Here is a 20,302-nt window from a genome sequence, read left to right on the forward strand (position 1 = left end):
GCGCGGCCCCATCGACCCCCGGCTCCTCCGGCGCGGGAAGGCCACCGTCGGCTACATCGCCGGGGGCGTGGTCATCGGCTGCCTCACCGCCGGACTCACGGTCGCGCAGGCCTGGGTGCTCTCCCGCGGGATCACCGCCGTCTTCGACGCCGCGCCCGGCCTCGACTACACGACCCCGACGCCGGGCACCGGCGTCTGGCCCGCGCTCGCCCCGACCCTCGGCACCCTCGCCGCGATCTTCGGCGGCAAGGCCCTGTTGGCGTGGCTGAACACCCTGCTGGCCCACCGCGCGGCCGCAGCGGTCAAGTCGCGCCTGCGCCGGGACGTCATGGCCGCCCGGCTCGCCTCGCCCCTGGATGACCGCACGTCCGCGGCCGGCCTGGTCAACCTCGTCACCCAGGGCCTCGACGCCCTCGACGGCTTCTACTCCAAGTACCTGCCCCAACTCCTGCTCGCCGTCACCGTGCCGGTCATCGTCGGCGTCGCGATCCTGACGGCCGACGTCACCTCGGCGATCATCGTCGCGCTCACCCTGCCCCTGATCCCCCTCTTCATGACCCTCGTCGGCTGGACCACCGAGGCCCGCACCGCCCGCCGCTGGCGCACCCAGCAACGCCTCGCCCGCCACTTCGCCGACCTCGTCGCGGGGTTGCCCACGCTCCAGGTCTTCGGACGGGCGAAGGCACAGGCGAAGGGACTGGAGAAGTCCGAGGAGGCCAACCGCTCCGAAACCATGGGGACCCTCCGGATCTCCTTCCTGTCCGCGTTCGTCCTGGAGTTGCTGGCCACCCTCTCCGTCGCCGTCATCGCCGTCACCGTCGGGTTCCGCGTCGTCGCCCATGATCTCGACCTCGCCACCGCCCTGTTCGTGCTGATCCTCGCCCCCGAGGCGTTCCTGCCCGTCCGGCAGGTGGGCGTCCACTACCACGACGCCGCGGACGGGATGGCGGCGGCGCAACAAGCTTTCGAGGTGATCGAGTCTGCTCCCCCGAGCTGGGTGGGGCCGGACGGTGGTGCCGCCGGCGCTGTCGCTTCTCGGACGCATGGGGTCCCCCTCGTTCGGGTGGTGGGGGTCGGGCACACCTATCCGGCGGCTGTCTCGGCTGCCGTGTCCGACGTGTCGTTCGAGGTGTTTCCCGGCGAGGTCGTCGTGCTCACCGGGCCGTCCGGGGGCGGCAAGACGACCGTGTTGAACGCCCTCATCGGGTTCCTCTCCCCCACCGTCGGCAGCATCCAGACCCCCGGACGCCGCCGCATCGCCCACGTCGGACAGAACCCCGGCATGCTCGCCGGCACCGTCGCGGACAACGTCCGCCTCGGCGACCCGGACGCCGGGGACGCGGCCATCGCGCACGCACTCGCCCGCGCCGGCGCCCCGGACATGGACCCGCACCGTCCGGTCGGTGACGACGGCGAAGGGCTCTCCGCCGGCGAACGGCGCCGCGTCGCCACCGCCCGCGCGCTCGTGCGCATCGACGCCGGGGCCGAGCTCATGCTGCTGGACGAACCCACCGCCGGGCTCGACGCGGCCGCCGAGGAGGCCCTCCTGCACAGCATCCGGGCCACGGGGGTCGCCGCGATCGTCGTCTCCCACCGCCCGGCCGTCCTCGCCGAGGCCGACCGCGTCGTCGTGATCGGGGGTGCCGCGTGACCGGCTTCCTCGTCCGGCTGCTCCGGTCCACGCCCGCCGGCGCGGCACGGGTCTCGCTGGCCGTCCTGCTCGCGGCCCTGGCGTCCCTCTCGTCGGTCGCCCTGATGGGCGTCTCCGGCTGGCTGTTGTCCCGCGCCGCCGAGCACCCACCCGTCATGTACCTGACCGCGGCCGCGGTCCTGGTCCGCGCGTTCGGCATCTCGCGGGGTGTGTTCCGCTACCTGGAACGCCTCGTCGGTCACGACGTGGGCCTGCGCCTGCAGTCGGCTTTGCGCCTCGACACGTACCGGACCCTCTCTCGCACCACCCTGCTCGGACGCCGTCGCGGCGACCTGCTGACCCGCATCGTCGCCGACGTGGACGCGGTCCTGGACCTGGTCGTCCGGGTGTTCCTGCCGTTCGCCTCGGGGGTCTTCGTCATCCTCGCCACCACGGTCGTCGTCGGCGTCTTCTCGTGGCCCGCCGCGATCGCCCTGCTCCTGACCGCCCTGCTCGCCGGGGCCGTGGCCCCGTGGCTGGCCGCCCGCCTGTCGGCGCGCGCCGACGCCGCGGCCGTCCCCGCGCGGGGCGAACTCGCCGGCATCGTCCACGAGATCGCCCGGACCGCCCCCGACCTCGTCGCCCACGACGCGGACGCCGCGGCCCTCGAGCGCCTCGCCGAGGCCGACGCCACGTTGGCGTCCCTCGACGCCCGGGCCGCATGGACGCGAGGCCTGGCCACGGCTGTCCAGACGCTCGCCGCCGGCGCGGCCGTCCTGGCCAGCCTCTGGTTCGGGGCGGACGCCGTGCGCGCCGGCACGCTCGACCACACGATGCTGGCCGTGCTGACGCTGGTGCCGCTCGCCCTGCACGAGGTGTTCAACGACTTCACCAAGGCGGCCCAGACCTGGACCCGGGCCCGCGTGGCCCTCGCCCGGGTCCGCGAGGTGATGGCCCAGCCGCCCGTGGGAGTCGGCGACCTGCCCGCATCCGAGCCCGTGGAGGTGCCGCGCCTCGCGGTCAAGAATCTGGCCATCGGCTGGCCGGGCGGGGCCACGCTGGCGTCCGGAATGCACCTGAGTGTCGGACCCGGCGAACGGGTGGCGCTGGTCGGGCCGTCCGGCGCGGGCAAGACCACGCTGGCCGCGACCGTGCTGGGGCTGATCCCCCCGGTGGCGGGACGCGTGGAGGTGGACGGCAGGCTCGGCTACCTCTCCCAGGACACCCACGTCTTCTCCACCACGGTCGCGGAGAACGTCCGCATCGGCAGGCGCGACGCGACCGACGCCGACATCACGGCCGCGCTCGCACGCGCCCGCCTGGACATCGATCCCCAACGCCACGTCGGGGAACTGGGAACGGCGCTCTCGGGTGGCGAACAGCGCCGCCTGGCACTCTCGCGTCTGCTGGTGGGCGATGCGCAGGTCCTCATCCTCGACGAGCCCACCGAGCACCTCGACCCCGAGACGGCCACCGCGCTGCTGGACGACGTGTGGGCCCAAGCGGCCGACAAGCCCTTGCTGGTGATCACCCACGACCCCGACGTCATGGCTCGCTGCGACCGCGTGGTGCGGCTGGGGGCCCCGAGCTGAGTCCGCCCGTTCGTTGCGCCATCTGGACCACATGACCCCAACGGTCGCTTTTCCTCAATGGCTGCGACAAGGGTGATGAATTCTGCCTGACCGGCGGGGTGAACCACATGTGGTCCAGATGGCGCTACGTCGTCGGTGAGTCTCGACCTGGCCGAGTTCAGGGCCGGGCAAGGGGTGGGCCCGAGGTGTCGAGAGCGCCCGCCCACCTACGCTGAACGGATGAAGAAGCCCTTGTCCCAGCAGGATCGTCCCGGCGCGGCGGCCCGACCCGACATCAGCCTGAGTCGCTCGCTGGCCAGGTTCAGCGACGACCTGGTGAAGATCCCGGGGACGGACATCGGCATCGGCGCGGACGCCCTGGTGGGGCTGCTCCCCGGCGTGGGCGACCTGATCGGCACGGGCCTGTCCAGCGCGATCATGGTGGACGCGGTGCGCCAACGGGTCCCGATCCCCACCCTGGTGCACATGGGCGTCAACCTGCTGGCCGACACGGGGCTCGGGTTCGTCCCCGTGGTCGGCGATGCGGCGGACGTCCTGCACCGTGCCAACCGCAAGAACTACCGGCTGCTCGAGAAGGCCGTCGCCGAGGGGCGCCACGTCGACGTCGACGTGCGGGGCTATCTCGGGTTGGCCGTCGCGACGGTGGTCGGTTTCGTCGTGGTGTCGCTGGTCCTGGTCGGCCTGCTGATCTGGGGACTCGTCGCCGGCGTGGGGACGCTCATCGGCTGACTCTCCCAACCGAACGCCAACAGGGGCGGACGCCGTCGGCGTCCGCCCCTGTCGGGTGGGTCAGAACCTGCCCTGCCCTCAGAACCTGCCCTGCTCGATGAGCGCGGTGCGCTCGGCCTGGAGTTCGACGTCCTTCGGGTAGGTCTTGTAGAAGACGAACCAGTAGACCGCGTTGACGAGGTACGGGATCGCCACCAGCAGCAGGATGGTGTACGGCAGGCTGCCGATCGCCTTGGCCACGTTGCCCAGCACCAGGCTGTAGACCACGTTGATGCCGCCCTGGATGAGCGAGAAAAGCAGCGCGAACGAGGTGGCGGCCAGCTGGCGCGGCACCACGGACGAGACCATCGGGAGCACGCAGCCGGAGAAGCCGATCGAGAAGACCAGGCCCATGAGGAACACGAGCGCGTAGTAGACGAGGCTCGGGTCCTGCTTGACCTCTTGGCCGTTGCCGGCCTCGATGCCCGGCGTCCACACCTTGTAGAAGTACATCGTGATCGCGATGATCGCGGCGAACAGCACGCAGTACAGCTGGAACAGCATGATGCGACCCTTGTGGCCGAACTTCCGCACGAAGGCGTCAGCGAGGAAGCCACCCAGCAGGGCGGAGATCGTGGCCCCGACGGAGAAGGCGGTGTAGAGGTAGGAGCCGTTCTTGACGCCGAAGCCCATGTCGCGGGCCCACACCTGGCCCATGAAGCCGAAGAGCACCAGCGAGGTGACCAGCAGCAGCATGGGAGCGATCAGGGCGACGGTCGGGATCTTGAAGAGCTTCGCCGCGTCCGACATCTTGAACATGCCGGCCTCGGACTTGAGCTCGGCGGCGTCCTCCGCGGCGACCTTCTTCGGCTCGTGGACGAAGATCAGGATCAGGACGCCGGAGACGACCGACAGGATGCCCAGCGCGATGAACGCGTAACGCCAACCGTTGGGGTCACCACCGAACTGGCCGAGCGCCGGGGTCATGATGAAGCCCAGCGCGGACGAGGTCGCGCGGACCGTGCCGAAGGCCCTGCCCCGCTCGGAGCGCTTGTACAGGGAGCCGAGCAGGCCGTTGAGGATCGGCTCGGACGCCACGGTGCCGACCAGCGAGACCGCGTACAGGACCAGCAGCATCGTCCAGGACTGGGCGAACGAGGCGCCGATCGTCCACAGGCCCCAGAGGCCGGTCACGACGAAGAGGATGAGCTTGCGGCCGAAGCGGTCGGCCGCCATGGCCCACACGGGGCCGAAGATCATGCGGGCGGCGTTGCCCAGGGCGTTCAGCAGGCCAAGTTCGGCGTCGGACAGGCCGAACGCGTTCATGATCTGCGGGAAGAACGTCTTGGAGACGCCACCTTCGGAGTTGTCGATGGACTGGGAGACACCCAGCGCGATGGTGCCACCGAGGCGTCCCTTCGGCGGCACGAAGTCGCGCTCGTCGTCGTTCTCGTTGCCGTCGACGACGCTGACGCCCACCGGGGTCACGGCAGCCATGTCATCGGACCCGGGCACTTGGGTCGAACCGCCCATCGGATCCCCTTGGGGACGGTAGTTGCTGTCAGACATTGGGCCTGAACCTTTCTTCCACGAAACTTGGCCTTCACCGAGCCGTCCGCTGCTGCTGCTGTGCAAGCGTCTCGCGTAAGGGACAACTACGCTCGGTAGCTGAAGTATCACCCCCAGTGAATCCGCACGTCGCGCACGGCGGACAAGTTGCCGTCGGTTGGCAAACCCTCCCGCACCCCCAGGCCCGTGCGTGAGGCATGAGCGAGGCGCCATTCGTGCAACATGTGGCCACCGATTCCCACCTACGATGGGCCCATGCTCGTTGCCTTCTCCGTGTCCCCGATGGGCGGCCCGACCGGCGAGTCCGTCGCCGAGGCCGTGGCCGCGGCCGTCCGCATCGTCCGCGCATCCGGTCTGCCGAACCGCACGGACGCCATGTTCACCACGATCGAGGGCACGTGGGAGGAGTGCTTCGACGTCATCCGCCGTGCCTCCGAAGCCGTGGGCGCGTTCGGGCCCCGCGTCAGCCTCGTCCTCAAGGCCGACATCCGGCCCGGCCACACCGGCGAACTCGACGGCAAGGTCGCGCGCCTGGAGAGCCACCTGTGACGCAGTCCCACGCGGACGTCCGCGCGGTCGGGCACGACGACGTCGAGGACGTCGTCCGCGCCCACATCGCGCTCCAACTCGTCACCTACGCCCACGTGGCGGACGGCGGGCATGCCGCCGTCCTGTGGAGTTCCTTCGAGAGGCGGTGCGCATCCCTGCACGACGAGGTGGACGCCGCGGCCGCCGCCCGGGCGTCCGGCCGGGAACCGGAGGGGGCCCACTGGGTGGCGCGGACCGAGCGCGGCGCTGTGGCCGGGCTGTCGGCCGGTTTCCGGGGTGTCGCCGAGTGGGAGCTCGACCTGTTCGGCGATGACTGGCGCCCGTCCGGCGTGGAGTGGTGCCTGGACACGTTGTACGTGATGCCCCACCTGCGCGGGGCCCGCCTCGGCCAGCGCCTGATGGAGGCCGCGGTACCCCCGGGACGTCCGGCGTACCTGTGGGTGATCGCCGACAACATCTCGGCCATCCGCTTCTACGGGCGCCACGGCTTCGCCGCCGACGGCCTGAGCGGACGATCCGGGCCCGGGTGGGGCGACCTGGCCATGCTCCGCATGGTGCGACGGGCCTCCTGAGGGGGCCCTCGGCGCGGGAGTCGCAAACCATGTCCTGTCGGCAGTGGTCTACTACAGGGAGTAGTGTTGAGCTGACGCTCGCGACTCGAAGGATCAGACAATGGAGCAGCCCGTACCCCGCAGCAACCTGACGCACCTGCCCGACCTCGGTGCCTCCACTGGGCGGGTGGGGCCGACTCGGGTCCGGATGCCGATCTACGTGGACCTCCTGCCGCCGTGCAACAACGCCTGCCCGGCGGGGGAGAACATCCAGGAGTGGCTGCGGCTGGTCAAGGCCAAGGACGACCAGGGCGCCTGGCGCGAGCTCACCCGGAACAACCCGTTCCCCGCGATCCACGGGCGCGTCTGCTACCACCCGTGCGAGACCGCCTGCAATCGCATCGAGCTGGACGGCGCCGTCAGCATCCACTCCGTCGAGCGATACCTGGGCGACCTCGCCATCGAGAACAAGTGGCAGTTCGCCGGTCCCGCCCAGCGCTCCGGACGCCGCGTCCTCGTCATCGGCTCGGGCCCCTCCGGCCTCAGCGCGGCGTACCACCTCGCGATGCTCGGCCACGAGATCGAGGTGCACGACTCCTCCGACCTGCCCGGCGGCATGATGCGCTACGGCATCCCGGAGTACCGGCTCCCCCGCGACGTCCTGGACGCCGAGGTCGACCGGATCCGCGCGCTCGGCGTGCGCTTCGTCCAGAACCACACCGTCACCGACCTGCTGGCCGAGCAGGTCCAGGGCAACTTCGACGCCGTGTTCGTCGCCATCGGCGCCCACATCTCCAAGCGGGTCGACATCCCGACCATGGACGCCGGGCGCATCGTGGACGCCGTCAGCTTCCTGCGCGACGTCGCGTCCGGCGAGCGTCCCGTCATCGGTCGCCGCGTGGCCGTCTACGGCGGCGGCAACACCGCGATGGACGCCGCCCGCACCGCCCAGCGCCTGGGCGCGGAGGAGTCGATCATCGTCTACCGGCGCACGCAGGCGCAGATGCCCGCGCACGCCGAGGAGCAGGCCGAGGCCTCCCGCGAGGGCGTGAAGATGAACTGGCTGCGCACCATCAACCAGGTCGGCGAGGGCGACGTGCGCGTCGAGATCATGGAACTCGACGAGAACGGCAAGGCGCGTGGCACCGGACGGTACGAGACCCTCGAGGCCGACACCGTGATCCTGGCCCTCGGCCAGGAGGCGGACTCCGCGTTCCTCAAGCAGATCCCCGGGCTGCGTTTCGACGACGACGTCGTCCGGGTCGACCCCCAGACGCTCATGACCGACGTCCCCGGCATCTTCGCCGGCGGCGATGCCGTCCCCTCCGAGCGCACCGTGACGGTCGGCGTCGGCCACGGCAAGAGGGCCGCCCGGGTCATCGACCGCTGGCTGGCGAGCCGTCCGCCCGTGGACAACCCCAAGCACGCGCTGGCCACCTTCGACAAGCTCAACCCGTGGTACTGGGGCGACGACCGCGCCATGACCCAGCCCGAACTCGACGTCGCGCAGCGCCTGAACTTCGACGAGATCGTCGGCGGGCTGACCGCCGAGCAGGCACGCACGGAGGCGTGGCGCTGCCTGTCCTGCGGCAACTGCATCGAGTGCGACGGCTGCGTCGGGGCCTGCCCCGAGGACGCGGTCATCAAGCTCGGCAAGGGCCTGCGGTACCGCTACGACTACACCAAGTGCACGGGCTGCGGCAGCTGCTACGAGCAGTGCCCGGTCCACGCCATCGAGATGATCCCCGAGCGCTGAGCTCCCGTCGACACGAGGAAACGAGACACCATGACGAAAACCATCATCGACGGCAACGAAGCCGCGGCATCGGTCGCGTACCGACTCAACGAACTGTGCTCCATCTACCCGATCACCCCGTCCTCGACCATGGCCGAGCTGGCGGACGAGTGGTCCGCCAAGGGGATGAAGAACGCGTTCGGCGTCCGGCCGACCGTGATCGAGATGCAGTCCGAGGGCGGCGCCGCGGGCGCACTGCACGGCGCCCTCCAGGGGGGTGCGATGAGCACGACGTTCACGGCCAGCCAGGGCCTGCTGCTCATGATCCCGAACATGTACAAGATCGCCGGCGAGCTGACCTCGACGGTGTTCCACGTGGCGGCCCGCTCGCTCGCGGCCCAGGGGCTCAGCATCTTCGGCGACCACCAGGACGTCATGGCCGTCCGCCAGACCGGCTTCGCGCTGCTGGGGTCGGCGTCCGTGCAGGAGGCCCACGACATGGCCGCCGTCGCGCAACTCTCCACGCTGCGCAGCCGGGTGCCGTTCATCCACTTCTTCGACGGCTTCCGCACCAGCCACGAGCTCAACACCCTCGACATGCTGAGCGACGACGACCTGCGCGCCTACGTCCCCGAGGAGCTCATCCTCGAGCACCGGGGCCGGGCCCTCAGCCCCGAGCACCCCTACATCCGTGGCACCGCCCAGAACCCGGACACCTACTTCCAGTCCCGCGAGACGGTCAACCCGTTCTATGAGAGGGTGCCGGGCATCGTCCAGCTGGCCATGGACGAGTTCGCCGGACTGACCGGCCGCGCCTACCACCTGGTCGAGTACCACGGCGCCCCGGACGCCGAGCGGATCCTCGTCATCATGGGGTCGGCCGCCCAGACGGCCATCCAGGCCGTCGACCACCTGACCGGGCGCGGCCAGAAGGTCGGTGTCGTGCAGGTGCGCCTCTACCGGCCGTTCCCGATGGAGCAGGTCCTCGCGGCCATCCCCGCCTCCGTCACCCGGATCGCCGTCATGGACCGCACCAAGGAGCCCGGCGCCGGCGGCGAGCCCCTGTTCCTCGACGTGACCAGCGCGTTGGCCGAGGCCGTGGCGTCCGGACGCCGTGCGTCGCTGCCGCGCGTCATCGGCGGCCGGTACGGACTGTCCAGCAAGGAGTTCACGCCCGGCATGGTCGTGGGCGTGTTCGACGAGCTGTCGAAGCCGAGCCCCCGCCCGCGCTTCACGGTCGGCATCAACGACGACGTGTCGCTGACGAGCATCGACTACCCCGTCGACCTCGACGTGGAATCCCCCGAGACATTGCGCGCCGTGTTCTACGGCATCGGGTCCGACGGCACCGTCGGCGCGAACAAGAACACCATCAAGATCCTCGGCGGCAACGAAGGCACGTACGCGCAGGGCTACTTCGTCTACGACTCGAAGAAGTCGGGCTCGCGCACCGTCTCGCACCTGCGCTTCGGCCCCCGGCCGATCACGGCGCCGTACCTGGTGAACGCCTCGGGCTTCATCGGCATCCACCACTGGTCGATCCTCGTGCGCGTGGACGTCCTGCGGTACGCCCGCCGGGGCACCGTCGTGCTGGTGAACGCGCCGTACCCGCCGGACGAACTCTTCGGGCGCCTCCCCCGCCCCATGCAGGAGCGGCTCATCGAGCTCGGGTGCCAGCTGTGGACGATCGACGCCAACGCCGTCGCCCGCGCGGCCGGCATGGGCAACCGCACCAACACGGTCCTCCAGACGTGCTTCTTCGCCATCTCCAACGTGCTGCCGCGCGAGCAGGCGATCGAGGAGGTCAAGAAGTCGATCCGCAAGACGTACGGACGCCGGGGCGCCGACGTCGTGGCCAAGAACGAGGCGGCGGTGGACGCCGCGGTCGCGCACCTGCACCGCGTCGACGTACCGGACGCCCCGACGTCGGACGTGGCGCGCCTCAAGCCGGTGCCCGACCACGCCCCGAGCTTCGTCCGCGACGTCACCGCCCGCATGCTGCTGGACGAGGGCGACGCCCTGCCCGTCTCGGCGCTCCCGGTCGACGGCACCTACCCCTCGGGCACCACCAAGTTCGAGAAGCGGAACATCTCCGACATCATCGCCGTCTGGGACGAGGCGGCCTGCATCCAGTGCGGCAACTGCGCCTTCGTGTGCCCGCACGCCGTGCTGCGCGCCAAGTACTACCCGGACACCGCCCTCGCGGGTGCGCCCGACTCCTTCCAGTCGGCCGACCTGAACGCGGCCGGCCTGCCCGGCGCGAAGTACACCCTGCAGGTGTACGCCGAGGACTGCACCGGCTGCGGCCTGTGCGTCCAGGCCTGCCCGGTCAAGGTGACGGACGGCGGCGGACGCAAGGCGATCAACCTGGCGCCGGTGCTGGAGCGCACCAAGGAGAAGGAGAACGTCAGGTTCTTCGAGACCATCGCCGTCAACCTCCGCAGCCGCGTCGACTTCGGCACAGTTCGGGGCGTCCAGTTCCTCGAGCCGCTGTTCGAGTTCTCGGGGGCCTGCACGGGGTGCGGCGAGACGCCGTACCTCAAGCTGCTCAGCCAGTTGTTCGGCGGTCGCGCCTCGATCGCCAACGCCACCGGCTGCTCGTCCATCTACGGCGGCAACCTGCCCACGACGCCCTGGTCGCGGAACAAGTATGGGCGTGGTCCCGCGTGGTCGAACTCGCTCTTCGAGGACAACGCCGAATTCGGCCTCGGCCTGCGCCTGGCCGCCGACCTGCAGACGCAACTGGCGCGCCGGCGACTGGAGGAGATGCGCTCGGTCATCGACGACGACGGTCTCGTCGACGGGATCCTCGACAACGACCAGCTGTACGAGTCCGACCTGTCGGCCCAGTTCCGGGCAGTCGAGGAGCTCAAGCACGCGCTGGAGGGCATGGAGGGCCCCCAGGCGGCCGATCTGCGCTCCGTCGCCGACCACCTGATGCGCCGCTCGGTCTGGATCGTCGGCGGCGACGGCTGGGCGTACGACATCGGCTCGGGCGGTCTCGACCACGTGCTCGCGTCCGGCCGCAACGTCAACGTGCTGGTGCTCGACACCGAGGTGTACTCCAACACCGGCGGCCAGGCGTCCAAGGCGACGCCGATGGGCGCGGTGGCGAAGTTCGCCTCCGGCGGCAAGGAGACCATCAGCAAAGACCTCGCCATGCAGGCCATCGCCTACGGCAACGTGTACGTCGCCCGCGTCGCGATGGGCGCCGACCCGCAGCAGACGCTGAAGGCGTTCCGCGAGGCGGAGGCGTACGACGGCCCGTCGCTGATCCTCGCCTACAGCCACTGCATCGCCCACGGCATCGACATGCAGAAGGGCCTGGACCAGCAGTACCTGGCGGTCAACTCCGGCCACTGGCCGCTCATGCGGTTCAACCCGGTGCTGCGCCTGCAGGGCAAGAACCCGTTCCTGTTGGACTCCCCACGCCCGCGGTTCCCGCTGCGCAAATACCACGAGAACGAGTTGCGGTTCCGCATGCTGGCCTCGTCCGATCCCGAGACCGCCGAGCACATGCTGGAGACCGGCCAGCAGCAGGTCGACCGCCGCTGGCGGGACTACGAGCAGATGTCGACCAGGACCGCGGCGGAGTTCGCGGCCGACGCCAAGGAGTGAACGTCATGGACCTCACCACCCAGTACCTGGGCCTGGAGCTCGCCCACCCGGTCGTCGCCTCGGCCGGGCCACTGTCCCAGACGGTCTCCGGCGTCGAGGGCCTGGCCGAGGGCGGGGCGGCGGCGATCGTGCTGCACTCCCTGTTCGAGGAGCAGCTCCGCGCGGAGACGGCCCGGGACGAGCAGCTGATCGAGTCGCAGTCCAACGCGTTCGCCGAGGCGCTGGACTACTTCCCGACCACGCCGGTCACCGCGCGGTCGGCGGCCTACTCCTACCTGTCGCTGCTCGAGCGGTCGGTCAAGGCGGTGGACGTCCCGGTCATCGCCTCGCTGAACGGTGCCGACCTCGGCGGCTGGGTCGGGTTCGCCCGTGAGCTGGAGGACGCCGGCGCGGCCGCCATCGAGCTCAACATCTACCTGGTGCCCGGCGACGTGAAGACGTCGGGGGAGGTCGTGGTCCAGCGACACCGCGAGATCGTGACCGCCGTGACCGAGGCCGTGTCGATCCCGGTGGCGGTGAAGCTGTCGCCCTACTTCAGCTCGGTGGGCCACGTGGCGCTCCAGTTGGTGGACGCCGGGGCGTCCGGCCTCGTGCTGTTCAACCGCTTCCTGAACCCGGACGTCGACGTCGAGACGATCAACACCGACGCCGACCTCGAGCTGTCGACCCCGCAGGAGGGACGCGTCCCGCGGACGTGGATCGCGTCCCTGCGCAACCACACCCGGGCCTCCCTGGCCGGGACGTCCGGCGTCGATTCCCCGGACGACGTGGTGAAGTACTTGCTGGCCGGGGCCGACGTCGTGATGACCACGGCGGCGCTGATCCGACGCGGGCGCGGTTACAGCCGCGAACTCGTGGGTGGCCTGCAGTCGTGGATGGTCCGCAAGGGGTTCGACTCCCTCGACCAGGTGCGGGGCCGGCTGGCCGTCCCCACCGTGTGGGACGGTGAGGCCGTGCGCCGCGGCGGGTACGTGGCGGCCATCCAGAACGCGAAGGCGCGCTACGGGTCCCTGTGAGCCCACGGACCCGGCCAGATGGCGCCGGGTCCGCCCGTTCACCTTTGGGTGCGCCCCGATGGCTCGGGACCGCCGGGTGTCCTAGAGTGACCCTGACATGGACGAGACGCCGATCGCCGACCAGGACGCACCGCTTGCCGTGGAGCGACCCACCACCGAAGGTGCGCGTCCGTTGCGCGTCGCCCTCTTCACCGACATGTACGGCCCCGGGCACTCGGGGCTGCTCTACGCCGTGCAGTTCCTCGAGGGCGAGCTGCTGAAGGCGGGCTGCGAGGTGCAGGTCGTGGCGCCCGCGTGCGACGGACCCAACCCGCACCGCGACACACCGGGACGCACGGAGATGCGGCTGAAGTCGATCCGGATCCCCGGTATGCCGATGGCCGTGGCGGACGGCCGCGGTTTCGAAGCGGCGTTGGAGGCCTTCGCCGCCGACCCGCCCGACGTCCTGCACGTGCACGGGCTCGGCGCGGTCGGCATGCTCGGTGTCTGGGCGGCCGACCGGATCGAGCGTCCGCTCCTGGTCACGTGGCACACCGACTTCGAGGCGTACGCCGACCACTATGCGGTGCTCACCCCGTTCCTCGACGCGTACTACCGCCTGGTCAAGGTGTCGGCCCAGGGCATGAAGCGCCCCACCCTGCGAGACATGCGCCGCTGGATGAGCGTGAAGTTCTGGAAGCGCGGGATGTCCCGCCGCAACCTGTTGAACGCCGCGCGCGACATGCTGCAGGCGGCGGACCTCGTCACCACGCCGTCCGACAAGACCGCCACCCGTGTCCGCGAGCTGGCGCCCGCATCCCGCATCCGCGTCGTCCCCAACGGGGCGGACGCGCTGCCCGAGGGCGAGCCGCTGCCCCCGGCGTCCGGACCGCGCATCCTGTACGTCGGCCGCATCGCCGCGGAGAAGAACATCACCCTCCTCCTCGAGGCGTTCGAGTGGGTGCGCGAGGAGATCCCCGAGGCCGAGCTGATGATCGTCGGCGACTGGCACGCCGCGCCGGTGCTCGAGCCTCGGCTGCGGCGGGCCCGCGCCCGTGGCGGCGTGACCCTCGTCGGCCAGGTCCCGCGCGAGCAGCTGGGGCCCTACTACGCCTCGGCCGACGTGTTCGCGTTCCCGTCCCTGACCGACACCCAGGCGCTCGTCCTGCACGAGGCCGCCCACGCCGGGCTCCCCATCGTATCGGTCGACCACGAGCTCCGGTTGGTGCTGGACGAGGACGTCAATGGTGCGATCGCCAGACCCACCCCCGAGTCGCTGGCACGCCAGATCGTGATGATGCTGCACCGGCTGGCCGACCCCGAGTTCAGGGCCAAGGCCCAGGCCCGCTCCCGCGAGATGGCGAGTTGGTGGACGATCGCGAACCAGTCGACGGCGATCCTCGACCTGTACCGCGCCTTGGCCGCGGGTGAGACCGTCCCCGAGTCGATGAAGGCCATCCCGCCCTCCCATGACTGAGGACGCCTGCCCCTGCGGCACCGGCAAGCCCTATCCCGCCTGCTGCGGGGCGATCCACGACGGACGCCGCGTGGCGGCCACCGCCGTCCAGCTGATGCGGTCGCGGTACTCGGCCTTCGCCCTCGGGCTCGAGGACTACCTGCTCGCGTCGTGGCACCCGTCGACCCGACCCGCCACGATCGACCCCGATCCGTCGATCACCTGGACGGGTCTGACCATCGAGGCCACCGACAAGGGCTCGGCGTGGGAGGACGACGGCACGGTCCGCTTCGCCGCCTCATGGGAGTCGGGGCGCCGCCGCGGCGTCCTGCGCGAGACATCCCGCTTCGCCCTGCTGGACGGGCAATGGGTGTACGTCAACGGCACGCTCCACCACGCCGGCTGACCGCACGCTGGGAGCTCAAACGAGAGCTCGGGCTGAGAGTTCAGGCCGGGGTGGCGGCGTCCGCCGGGCCGCCCGGACCGCCGAGTCGCACCGACATGGTCGCGGCGGCGTCCAGGACAATGCGGGCCCAGTGGTCGACGGGGTGTTGGTCCCTCCGCGCGAGGGGGACGGAGACCGACACCGCCGCGACCGAACGGCCGGCCCCGTCGAGGACCGGGGCGGCGGCGCAGGCGACACCTGGCCCGGATTCCTCACGCTCCAGCGCGTAGCCGCGCTCGCGCGTGGCGGCCAACTCGGCGCGCAGCGCGTCCTTGTCGGTGATGGTGTGCTCGGTCAGGGCCGGCAACCTGGTCAGCCTGATGAACCCGACCATCTTCGCGCTCGCGACCATCCTCGGCTTCGGCGCCATCTGGTCGGTGTACGGCGCGCTCATGGGCACGTTCCTCGCCGAGTCGTTCACGGCGGACGTCCGCTACACGGGCATCTCGCTGGGCTACCAGGTGGGTGCCGCGATCGCCGGCGGCCCGGCACCGCTTCTCGCCACGGCGCTCGTGGGCAAGACGAACAACTACCCCGCGATCGGCATCTTCGTCGGCATCTGCGCGGTCATCTCGTTCGTGTCGGTGTGGTTCACCCGCGACCGCTCGGGCCAGGTCCTGGATCGCGTCTGAGCACCCTCGGTCTCCGACCGCAGCTCCCCTGCCCTCCTCGAGGGCGGGGGAGCTTGTCGTTGGGGGTTTGTTGGCGCCTTCGTCCCCGGCACGACACCTACCCGTCACCCGCAGGCTGGACGCTGGCCACGTCCTTCCAGAAAGGGGAACTCCATGCGGATCGCCCGCCTTGCCGCCACCACCGTCGCCGCGGCCACCCTGATCGCCACCCCCCTGACCGCGCTGGCCGTCCCGGCGTCCGCGCCCGGTCAGGCCAAGCCCGGCCACTACTCGTTCGCCGTGATCGGCGACGTGCCGTACGGCGCAGCGCAGATCGAGAAGTTCCCGGCCTGGGTGCAGGAGATCAACGAGGCGGACGTCGAACTGACCGTCCACGTGGGCGACATCAAGAACGGCTCGAGCCGCTGCGACACCTCCTACTTCGCGAACATCCGCGCCACCGTGGACACCTTCGAGCAGCCGTTCATCTACACCCCCGGCGACAACGAGTGGACCGACTGCCACCGCACCAACAACGGGTCCTACAACCCCTTGGAGCGCCTCGAAACCCTCCGCGAGGTGTTCTACCCGACCCCGGGGATGACGCTGGGCGAGAAGCCCATGAAGGTGGAGTCGCAGGCCGCGATCGGGCTGCCGGAGAACGTCACGTGGCGCAAGCAGAACGTCACCTTCACCGCCGTCCACGTCGTCGGCAGCAACAACTCGCTGGCGCCCTGGACTGGTCTCGGCAACACGGCCGCGACCGAGGAGCAGGTCACCGAGGAGGCCCACCGCATGGACGCCTCGATCGCCCAGGTGAGGCAGGCCTTCGCGGACGCCGCGCAGCGCAACGACCGCGCTGTCGCGATCTTCCTGCAGGCCGACATGTTCGACCCCACCTGGAACCCCACCCCGGCCGGCTCCTCGGCGTTCGCCGAGCTCGTCCAGGTGCTCGTCGAGGAGTCGAACGCGTTCGACGGTGAGACCTACCTCTTCGACGGCGACAGCCACGTCTACAACGTCGACCAGCCGCTCGCGGCCGGCTCGAAGTGGCTGGCCCACTATGGGGTCACCGGCACGTCCGACCTCACCCGCATCACCGTGGACGGCTCGAGCAACAACGTCGACTGGCTCAAGGTCACGATCAACCGGCCGGGTGCCGCGGATGTCCTGTCCTGGGAGCAGGTCGAGTACCAGGCCTGAGGCTCGTCGCGCGTTGCTCCGCGGGGCGCGCGCGGACACGGCAGAGCCGGCACCTGATGGAGTGAACTTGCGACCCGACTGCGGGTCACAGGTCCACCCTCTCGGGTGCCGGCTCGGTGTGTGTCAGGCCGACTCGGTCTTGAACCGCCGCAGGAGCAGCGAGTTCGCCACCACGAAGACCGAGCTGAACGCCATGGCGGCGCCGGCGATCATCGGGGTCAGCATGCCCATCGCGGCCAGCGGGATCGCGGCCACGTTGTAGGCGAAGGCCCAGAACAGGTTGGTGCGAATCGTGCGCAGGGTGGCGCGCGACAACCGGATCGCGTCGACGGCCAGCATCAGGTCGCTGCGCATCAGGGTGATGCCGGCGGCCTCCTTGGCGGCGTCCGTGCCGGACCCCATCGCGATGCCCAGGTCGGACGCCGCGAGCGCGGCCGCGTCGTTGACACCGTCCCCCACCATGGCCGTCTGGCCGTGGGTCTGCAGCCCGCGGATCACCTCGACCTTGCCATCCGGACGGACGTTGGCGCGCACCTCGTCGATGCCCACCTGGGCGGCCACCGCACGGGCGGCGCGTTCGTTGTCGCCGGTGAGCAGTACCGGGGTGAGGCCCAGCTCCTTGAACCGGGCGACCGCCCGGGTCGACGTGTCCTTGATCGTGTCGGCCAGCGCGATGACGCCGATCGGCGTGCCCTCGCGGAGGACGACCACCGGGGTCTCGCCGCGGCCCTGGGCCTCGTCGACGACCGTGGTGAGGCCAGCGGGCAGGTCGAACACGGCGTCCGGCCGGCTGACGGCCACGGCGACGCCGTCGACCACGGCACGGACGCCCTCGCCCGGGACGTTCTCGAAGTGGTCGAGTCCGCCCAGCCTGTCGGCCGCGGCGACGATCGCCTTGGCCAGCGGGTGTTCGGACCCGGACTCCGCGGTGCCCGCGAGGCGGAGCAGGTCGGCCTCGTGCACCTCGGAGGCGGCATGGACGCCCACGACGCGGAGGTGGCCCCGCGTGATGGTGCCGGTCTTGTCCAGGGCGATGGAGGTGACCTTGCGGGCGCGCTCCAGCACGTCCGGTCCGGCGATGATGGCGCCCATCCTGGCGCCACGCCCGGTGCCGACGAGCAGGGCCGTCGGGGTGGCCAGCCCCAGCGCGCAGGGGCAGGCGATGATCAGGACCGCCACGGCCGCGGTGGCCGCGAACAGGACCGGCTCGCCCGCCAGCAGCCAGCCGACGAAGGTCAGCACGGCCACGCCGAGGACGAATGGGACGAAGACGCCCGAGATCTTGTCGGCCAGCGCCTGGACGGGAGCCTTGCGGGTCTGGGCCTCCTCGACCATGCGGGCCATGCGGGCCAGTTCGGTGTCCCCGCCGAGCGCGGTGGCGCGGACGACGAGGCGTCCGTTCGCGTTCACGGTCGCGCCGAGCACCTTGTCGCCGGGGACCTTGTCGACCGGGACGGACTCCCCCGTGACCATGGACTCGTCGACGGCGGAGGTGCCGGACACGACCACGCCGTCGGTGGCGATCTTCTCGCCCGGGCGGACGACGAACTCATCGTCCAGCTTCAGGAAGTCGATCGGGACACGCTCCTCCTGTCCGTTCCGGAGTCGGGTCGCCTCGGACGCCCCCATGGTGAGCAGGGCGCGCAGTGCCTCGGAGCTCTGGGACTTGGCTGTGGCCTCGAAGTAGCGTCCGGCGAGGAGGAGCGTGATGATGACGGCGGCGGCCTCGAAGTAGACGGCCGCGCCGTCGCTGCGGCCGATCGTGAACTCGAAGGCGTGCGTGTAGTCCAGGTTGCCCGCGTGAGTGTTGAACAGTGCCCACACCGAGTACCAGAAGGCGGCGGAGGTCCCCATGGAGATGAGCGTGTCCATGGTGGTGGCGCCGTGCCTCAGGTTGACCCACGCGGAGTGGTGGAAGCGGCGTCCGGCCCAGAAGTAGATGGGGATCGTCAGCACGAGCGAAGCCCACGTCCAGCCCGGGAATTGCAGGGCGGGGACCATCGCCATGGCGATGACGGGGACGGTCAGGACCGCGGCGATGATGAGGTCGCGGCGCAGGCCCGTCGCCCGGTCGGGCTCGGGGGCGGTCGGGTCGGGCTCCTTGGCTCCGTACCCGGTGTTCTCCACGACCTTGATCAGGTCGGAGACGGTGACACCGGTGGGGACCAGGACCTTCGCCTTCTCGGTGGCGTAGTTGACGGACGCGATCACGCCGTCGACCTTGTTGAGCTTCTTCTCGATCCTGGCCGCGCAGCTCGCGCAGGTCATGCCGTCGATGTCCAGCTCAAGGGACTCGCGACGGTCGTCGAACACGGGTGTGGACGTGGCCACAGGTTCTTCTCCTCGGTGCGGAGGACCGGCGTGTGGTCGGGGAGACCCCGAGGACGAGCCGGTCCTGGCGGAAGGTGTGCTGTTCAGTTGTGGGTCGTGGGCGTGGTCAGGCGACCGTGTAGTCCCCAGCCTCGGCGACGGCCTCGACGATGCGGTCGAAGTCGACCGGCGCGTCGGAGGCGACCTTCAGGGATCCGGACTCCAGGTCGACCTTGACATCGGTGACACCGGGGATCGCGGAGACCTCCTCGGTGACGGCGGCGACGCAGTGGCCGCAGGTCATGCCGGAGACCGTGTACTCCGCGACGGTCGCGCCGGCGACGGCATCGGCCGGGGCCTCGGCGCCGCCACCGCAGCCACAGCCACCGCAACCACCGCCGGTCGAGGCGACGACGTTGGCGTCCTTGATCGAGAGGTCAACCATGTGTGTTTCTCCTTGTACGTGATGTGTTTCAGCTGCGGACGAGACGCGCGATGGCCTCGGACGCCTCCTGGATCTTCTCTTCGGCGGCGGCGCCACCCTCACGGGCAGCGGCGACCACACAGTGGGCCATGTGGTCCTCGAGGAGTTCGAGAGCGACCGACTGCAGCGCCTTCGTCATCGCGGAGATCTGCGTCAGGATGTCGATGCAGTACTTCTCCTCCTCGACCATGCGCTGCAGACCACGGGCCTGGCCTTCGATGCGGCGCAGACGGCGCTGGTAGTTGTCCTTCGCCGTGATGTAGCCGTGCTGGTGCTCCGCGTCGGTCTCGTCGCCATGGCAACCGCAACCCGGATCCGGCGCCGCTGAGGCGACGGCCTTCAGGTCGATGTCCATCACAGGGGTGATGTGCTCGCTCATTGTTCCTCCTCCCGGTCCAATCATACCCCCCGGGGGTACTGAGCCCAACCCGGAAAGAGGGACCGTCATCACGCCATCGTAACCTGTGGACAACCGGTGCATGGCCGAGTCCATCCACCTCCACCAGAGGAGTTCCGTCCAACGGACTCGCGGCGTCCCACTCGTCAGAATTGGTTTTCCATCCCCAGCCCTGGACCTTCAAACTCCCTAGTCAACCTCAGTTAGCTGCGAGAAGTTCTTCGTTGTCCCCATCCGCGACGGCGTGTCCTGCACAGGCCGGACGCCGTGGTTCCACAGTCGTCCACATCTTGTCCACAGGGCCGTGGTTGGACGCGTTTGTGGGAAGTCGCGAGGAGGTCTAGCGTCCCTAGAACCCCGCCGGCGATGGAATGTCCGCCCCTGCTGCTTGAGTGGGGTGAGTCACGAAAAGGGAGTGGTGCGTCGTGTCGGAGCAACGGGGTGGCCAG

General features: G+C 70.3%; 17 protein-coding genes. 12 read left to right on the plus strand and 5 right to left on the minus strand.

All coding sequences use genetic code 11. The features are described from left to right. The first annotated feature begins 55 nt into the window (after positions 1 to 55). From cydD to AC5YDV_RS05135, 3 genes are all read left to right on the plus strand, one after another. Entirely contained in the window at positions 56 to 1,651 is a 1,596-nt protein-coding gene (gene cydD, locus AC5YDV_RS05125) for a thiol reductant ABC exporter subunit CydD (protein ID WP_496182329.1), read from the plus strand. Then, positions 1,648 to 3,222: a thiol reductant ABC exporter subunit CydC gene (cydC, locus tag AC5YDV_RS05130; protein ID WP_496182253.1), complete on the plus strand. Its 1,575-nt coding sequence runs from the start codon at positions 1,648 to 1,650 to the stop codon at positions 3,220 to 3,222. The genes cydD and cydC overlap by 4 nt, the downstream gene beginning before the upstream one ends. A gap of 219 nt (positions 3,223 to 3,441) precedes the next feature. Beyond that, the gene (locus tag AC5YDV_RS05135; RefSeq protein ID WP_496182254.1) at positions 3,442 to 3,951 is read left to right on the plus strand and encodes a DUF4112 domain-containing protein; all 510 of its coding nucleotides are present in this window, start codon (positions 3,442 to 3,444) and stop codon (positions 3,949 to 3,951) included. A 78-nt stretch (positions 3,952 to 4,029) separates the two neighbouring features. Here AC5YDV_RS05135 and AC5YDV_RS05140 read toward each other — a convergent pair whose 3' ends face one another. Then, the gene (locus AC5YDV_RS05140; protein WP_496182255.1) at positions 4,030 to 5,499 is read right to left on the minus strand and encodes an MFS transporter; all 1,470 of its coding nucleotides are present in this window, start codon (positions 5,497 to 5,499) and stop codon (positions 4,030 to 4,032) included. Between the two features lie 255 nt (positions 5,500 to 5,754). Between AC5YDV_RS05140 and AC5YDV_RS05145 the strand changes: the two genes are divergently transcribed. From AC5YDV_RS05145 to AC5YDV_RS05175, 7 genes are all read left to right on the plus strand, one after another. Continuing rightward, positions 5,755 to 6,048, plus strand: a complete 294-nt coding sequence (locus tag AC5YDV_RS05145; RefSeq protein ID WP_496182256.1) for a thiamine-binding protein — start codon at positions 5,755 to 5,757, stop codon at positions 6,046 to 6,048. After that, positions 6,045 to 6,620 carry a GNAT family N-acetyltransferase gene (locus tag AC5YDV_RS05150; RefSeq protein ID WP_496182257.1) on the plus strand — a complete coding sequence of 192 codons (576 nt, stop codon included), beginning with the start codon at positions 6,045 to 6,047 and terminating at the stop codon, positions 6,618 to 6,620. The genes AC5YDV_RS05145 and AC5YDV_RS05150 overlap by 4 nt, the downstream gene beginning before the upstream one ends. Before the next feature lie 100 nt (positions 6,621 to 6,720). Then, on the plus strand, positions 6,721 to 8,355 hold the full coding sequence (locus AC5YDV_RS05155; protein WP_496182258.1) for an NAD(P)-binding protein: 1,635 nt from the start codon (positions 6,721 to 6,723) through the stop codon (positions 8,353 to 8,355). 30 nt (positions 8,356 to 8,385) lie between these two features. After that, complete coding sequence (gene nifJ, locus AC5YDV_RS05160; protein ID WP_496182259.1) at positions 8,386 to 11,952, plus strand: pyruvate:ferredoxin (flavodoxin) oxidoreductase; 3,567 nt, start codon at positions 8,386 to 8,388, stop codon at positions 11,950 to 11,952. Between the two features lie 5 nt (positions 11,953 to 11,957). Beyond that, positions 11,958 to 12,968 (plus strand): dihydroorotate dehydrogenase-like protein, encoded by a 1,011-nt coding sequence (locus AC5YDV_RS05165; RefSeq protein WP_496182260.1) that lies wholly within the window; start codon positions 11,958 to 11,960, stop codon positions 12,966 to 12,968. Between the two features lie 97 nt (positions 12,969 to 13,065). Next, a complete protein-coding gene (locus AC5YDV_RS05170; protein WP_496182261.1) occupies positions 13,066 to 14,424 on the plus strand; it encodes a glycosyltransferase in 1,359 nt (452 codons plus the stop codon). Continuing rightward, complete coding sequence (locus tag AC5YDV_RS05175) at positions 14,417 to 14,809, plus strand: YchJ family protein (protein ID WP_496182262.1); 393 nt, start codon at positions 14,417 to 14,419, stop codon at positions 14,807 to 14,809. Before AC5YDV_RS05170 ends, AC5YDV_RS05175 begins: the two co-directional genes overlap by 8 nt. Before the next feature lie 40 nt (positions 14,810 to 14,849). Here the strand turns inward: AC5YDV_RS05175 and AC5YDV_RS05180 are convergent, their stop codons facing one another. Then, positions 14,850 to 15,155 (minus strand): IclR family transcriptional regulator domain-containing protein, encoded by a 306-nt coding sequence (locus AC5YDV_RS05180; protein ID WP_496182263.1) that lies wholly within the window; start codon positions 15,153 to 15,155, stop codon positions 14,850 to 14,852. Positions 15,156 to 15,168: 13 nt separating this feature from the next. Here AC5YDV_RS05180 and AC5YDV_RS05185 point away from each other — a divergent pair, with 13 nt between their 5' ends. Together AC5YDV_RS05185 and AC5YDV_RS05190 are read left to right on the plus strand one after the other, a co-directional pair. Then, on the plus strand, positions 15,169 to 15,480 hold the full coding sequence (locus AC5YDV_RS05185; protein ID WP_496182264.1) for a hypothetical protein: 312 nt from the start codon (positions 15,169 to 15,171) through the stop codon (positions 15,478 to 15,480). 153 nt (positions 15,481 to 15,633) lie between these two features. Next, positions 15,634 to 16,662 (plus strand): hypothetical protein, encoded by a 1,029-nt coding sequence (locus tag AC5YDV_RS05190; protein WP_496182265.1) that lies wholly within the window; start codon positions 15,634 to 15,636, stop codon positions 16,660 to 16,662. 123 nt (positions 16,663 to 16,785) lie between these two features. On the opposite strand, the gene AC5YDV_RS05195 is transcribed toward AC5YDV_RS05190, so the two are convergent. The 3 genes from AC5YDV_RS05195 to AC5YDV_RS05205 form a co-directional block, all read right to left on the minus strand. After that, positions 16,786 to 18,993 carry a heavy metal translocating P-type ATPase gene (locus tag AC5YDV_RS05195; protein WP_496182266.1) on the minus strand — a complete coding sequence of 736 codons (2,208 nt, stop codon included), beginning with the start codon at positions 18,991 to 18,993 and terminating at the stop codon, positions 16,786 to 16,788. 106 nt (positions 18,994 to 19,099) lie between these two features. Next, positions 19,100 to 19,417 carry a heavy-metal-associated domain-containing protein gene (locus AC5YDV_RS05200; RefSeq protein ID WP_496182267.1) on the minus strand — a complete coding sequence of 106 codons (318 nt, stop codon included), beginning with the start codon at positions 19,415 to 19,417 and terminating at the stop codon, positions 19,100 to 19,102. Between the two features lie 28 nt (positions 19,418 to 19,445). Further along, positions 19,446 to 19,715 (minus strand): metal-sensitive transcriptional regulator, encoded by a 270-nt coding sequence (locus tag AC5YDV_RS05205; RefSeq protein ID WP_496182330.1) that lies wholly within the window; start codon positions 19,713 to 19,715, stop codon positions 19,446 to 19,448. Positions 19,716 to 20,302: the final 587 nt, after the last annotated feature.

The sequence above is a fragment of the Propioniciclava sp. LT432 genome, assembly GCF_059515965.1.

Excerpts from the sequence above, each read along its gene's own strand:
- AC5YDV_RS05135 (WP_496182254.1), top strand. The coding sequence starts at position 3,442 with ATGAAGAAGCCCTTGTCCCAGCAGGATCGTCCCGGCGCGGCGGCCCGA.
- AC5YDV_RS05140 (WP_496182255.1), bottom strand. The coding sequence starts at position 5,499 with ATGTCTGACAGCAACTACCGTCCCCAAGGGGATCCGATGGGCGGTTCG.
- AC5YDV_RS05145 (WP_496182256.1), top strand. The coding sequence starts at position 5,755 with ATGCTCGTTGCCTTCTCCGTGTCCCCGATGGGCGGCCCGACCGGCGAG.
- AC5YDV_RS05155 (WP_496182258.1), top strand. The coding sequence starts at position 6,721 with ATGGAGCAGCCCGTACCCCGCAGCAACCTGACGCACCTGCCCGACCTC.
- nifJ (WP_496182259.1), top strand. The coding sequence starts at position 8,386 with ATGACGAAAACCATCATCGACGGCAACGAAGCCGCGGCATCGGTCGCG.
- AC5YDV_RS05165 (WP_496182260.1), top strand. The coding sequence starts at position 11,958 with ATGGACCTCACCACCCAGTACCTGGGCCTGGAGCTCGCCCACCCGGTC.
- AC5YDV_RS05170 (WP_496182261.1), top strand. The coding sequence starts at position 13,066 with ATGGACGAGACGCCGATCGCCGACCAGGACGCACCGCTTGCCGTGGAG.
- AC5YDV_RS05175 (WP_496182262.1), top strand. The coding sequence starts at position 14,417 with ATGACTGAGGACGCCTGCCCCTGCGGCACCGGCAAGCCCTATCCCGCC.
- AC5YDV_RS05185 (WP_496182264.1), top strand. The coding sequence starts at position 15,169 with ATGAACCCGACCATCTTCGCGCTCGCGACCATCCTCGGCTTCGGCGCC.
- AC5YDV_RS05190 (WP_496182265.1), top strand. The coding sequence starts at position 15,634 with ATGCGGATCGCCCGCCTTGCCGCCACCACCGTCGCCGCGGCCACCCTG.
- AC5YDV_RS05200 (WP_496182267.1), bottom strand. The coding sequence starts at position 19,417 with ATGGTTGACCTCTCGATCAAGGACGCCAACGTCGTCGCCTCGACCGGC.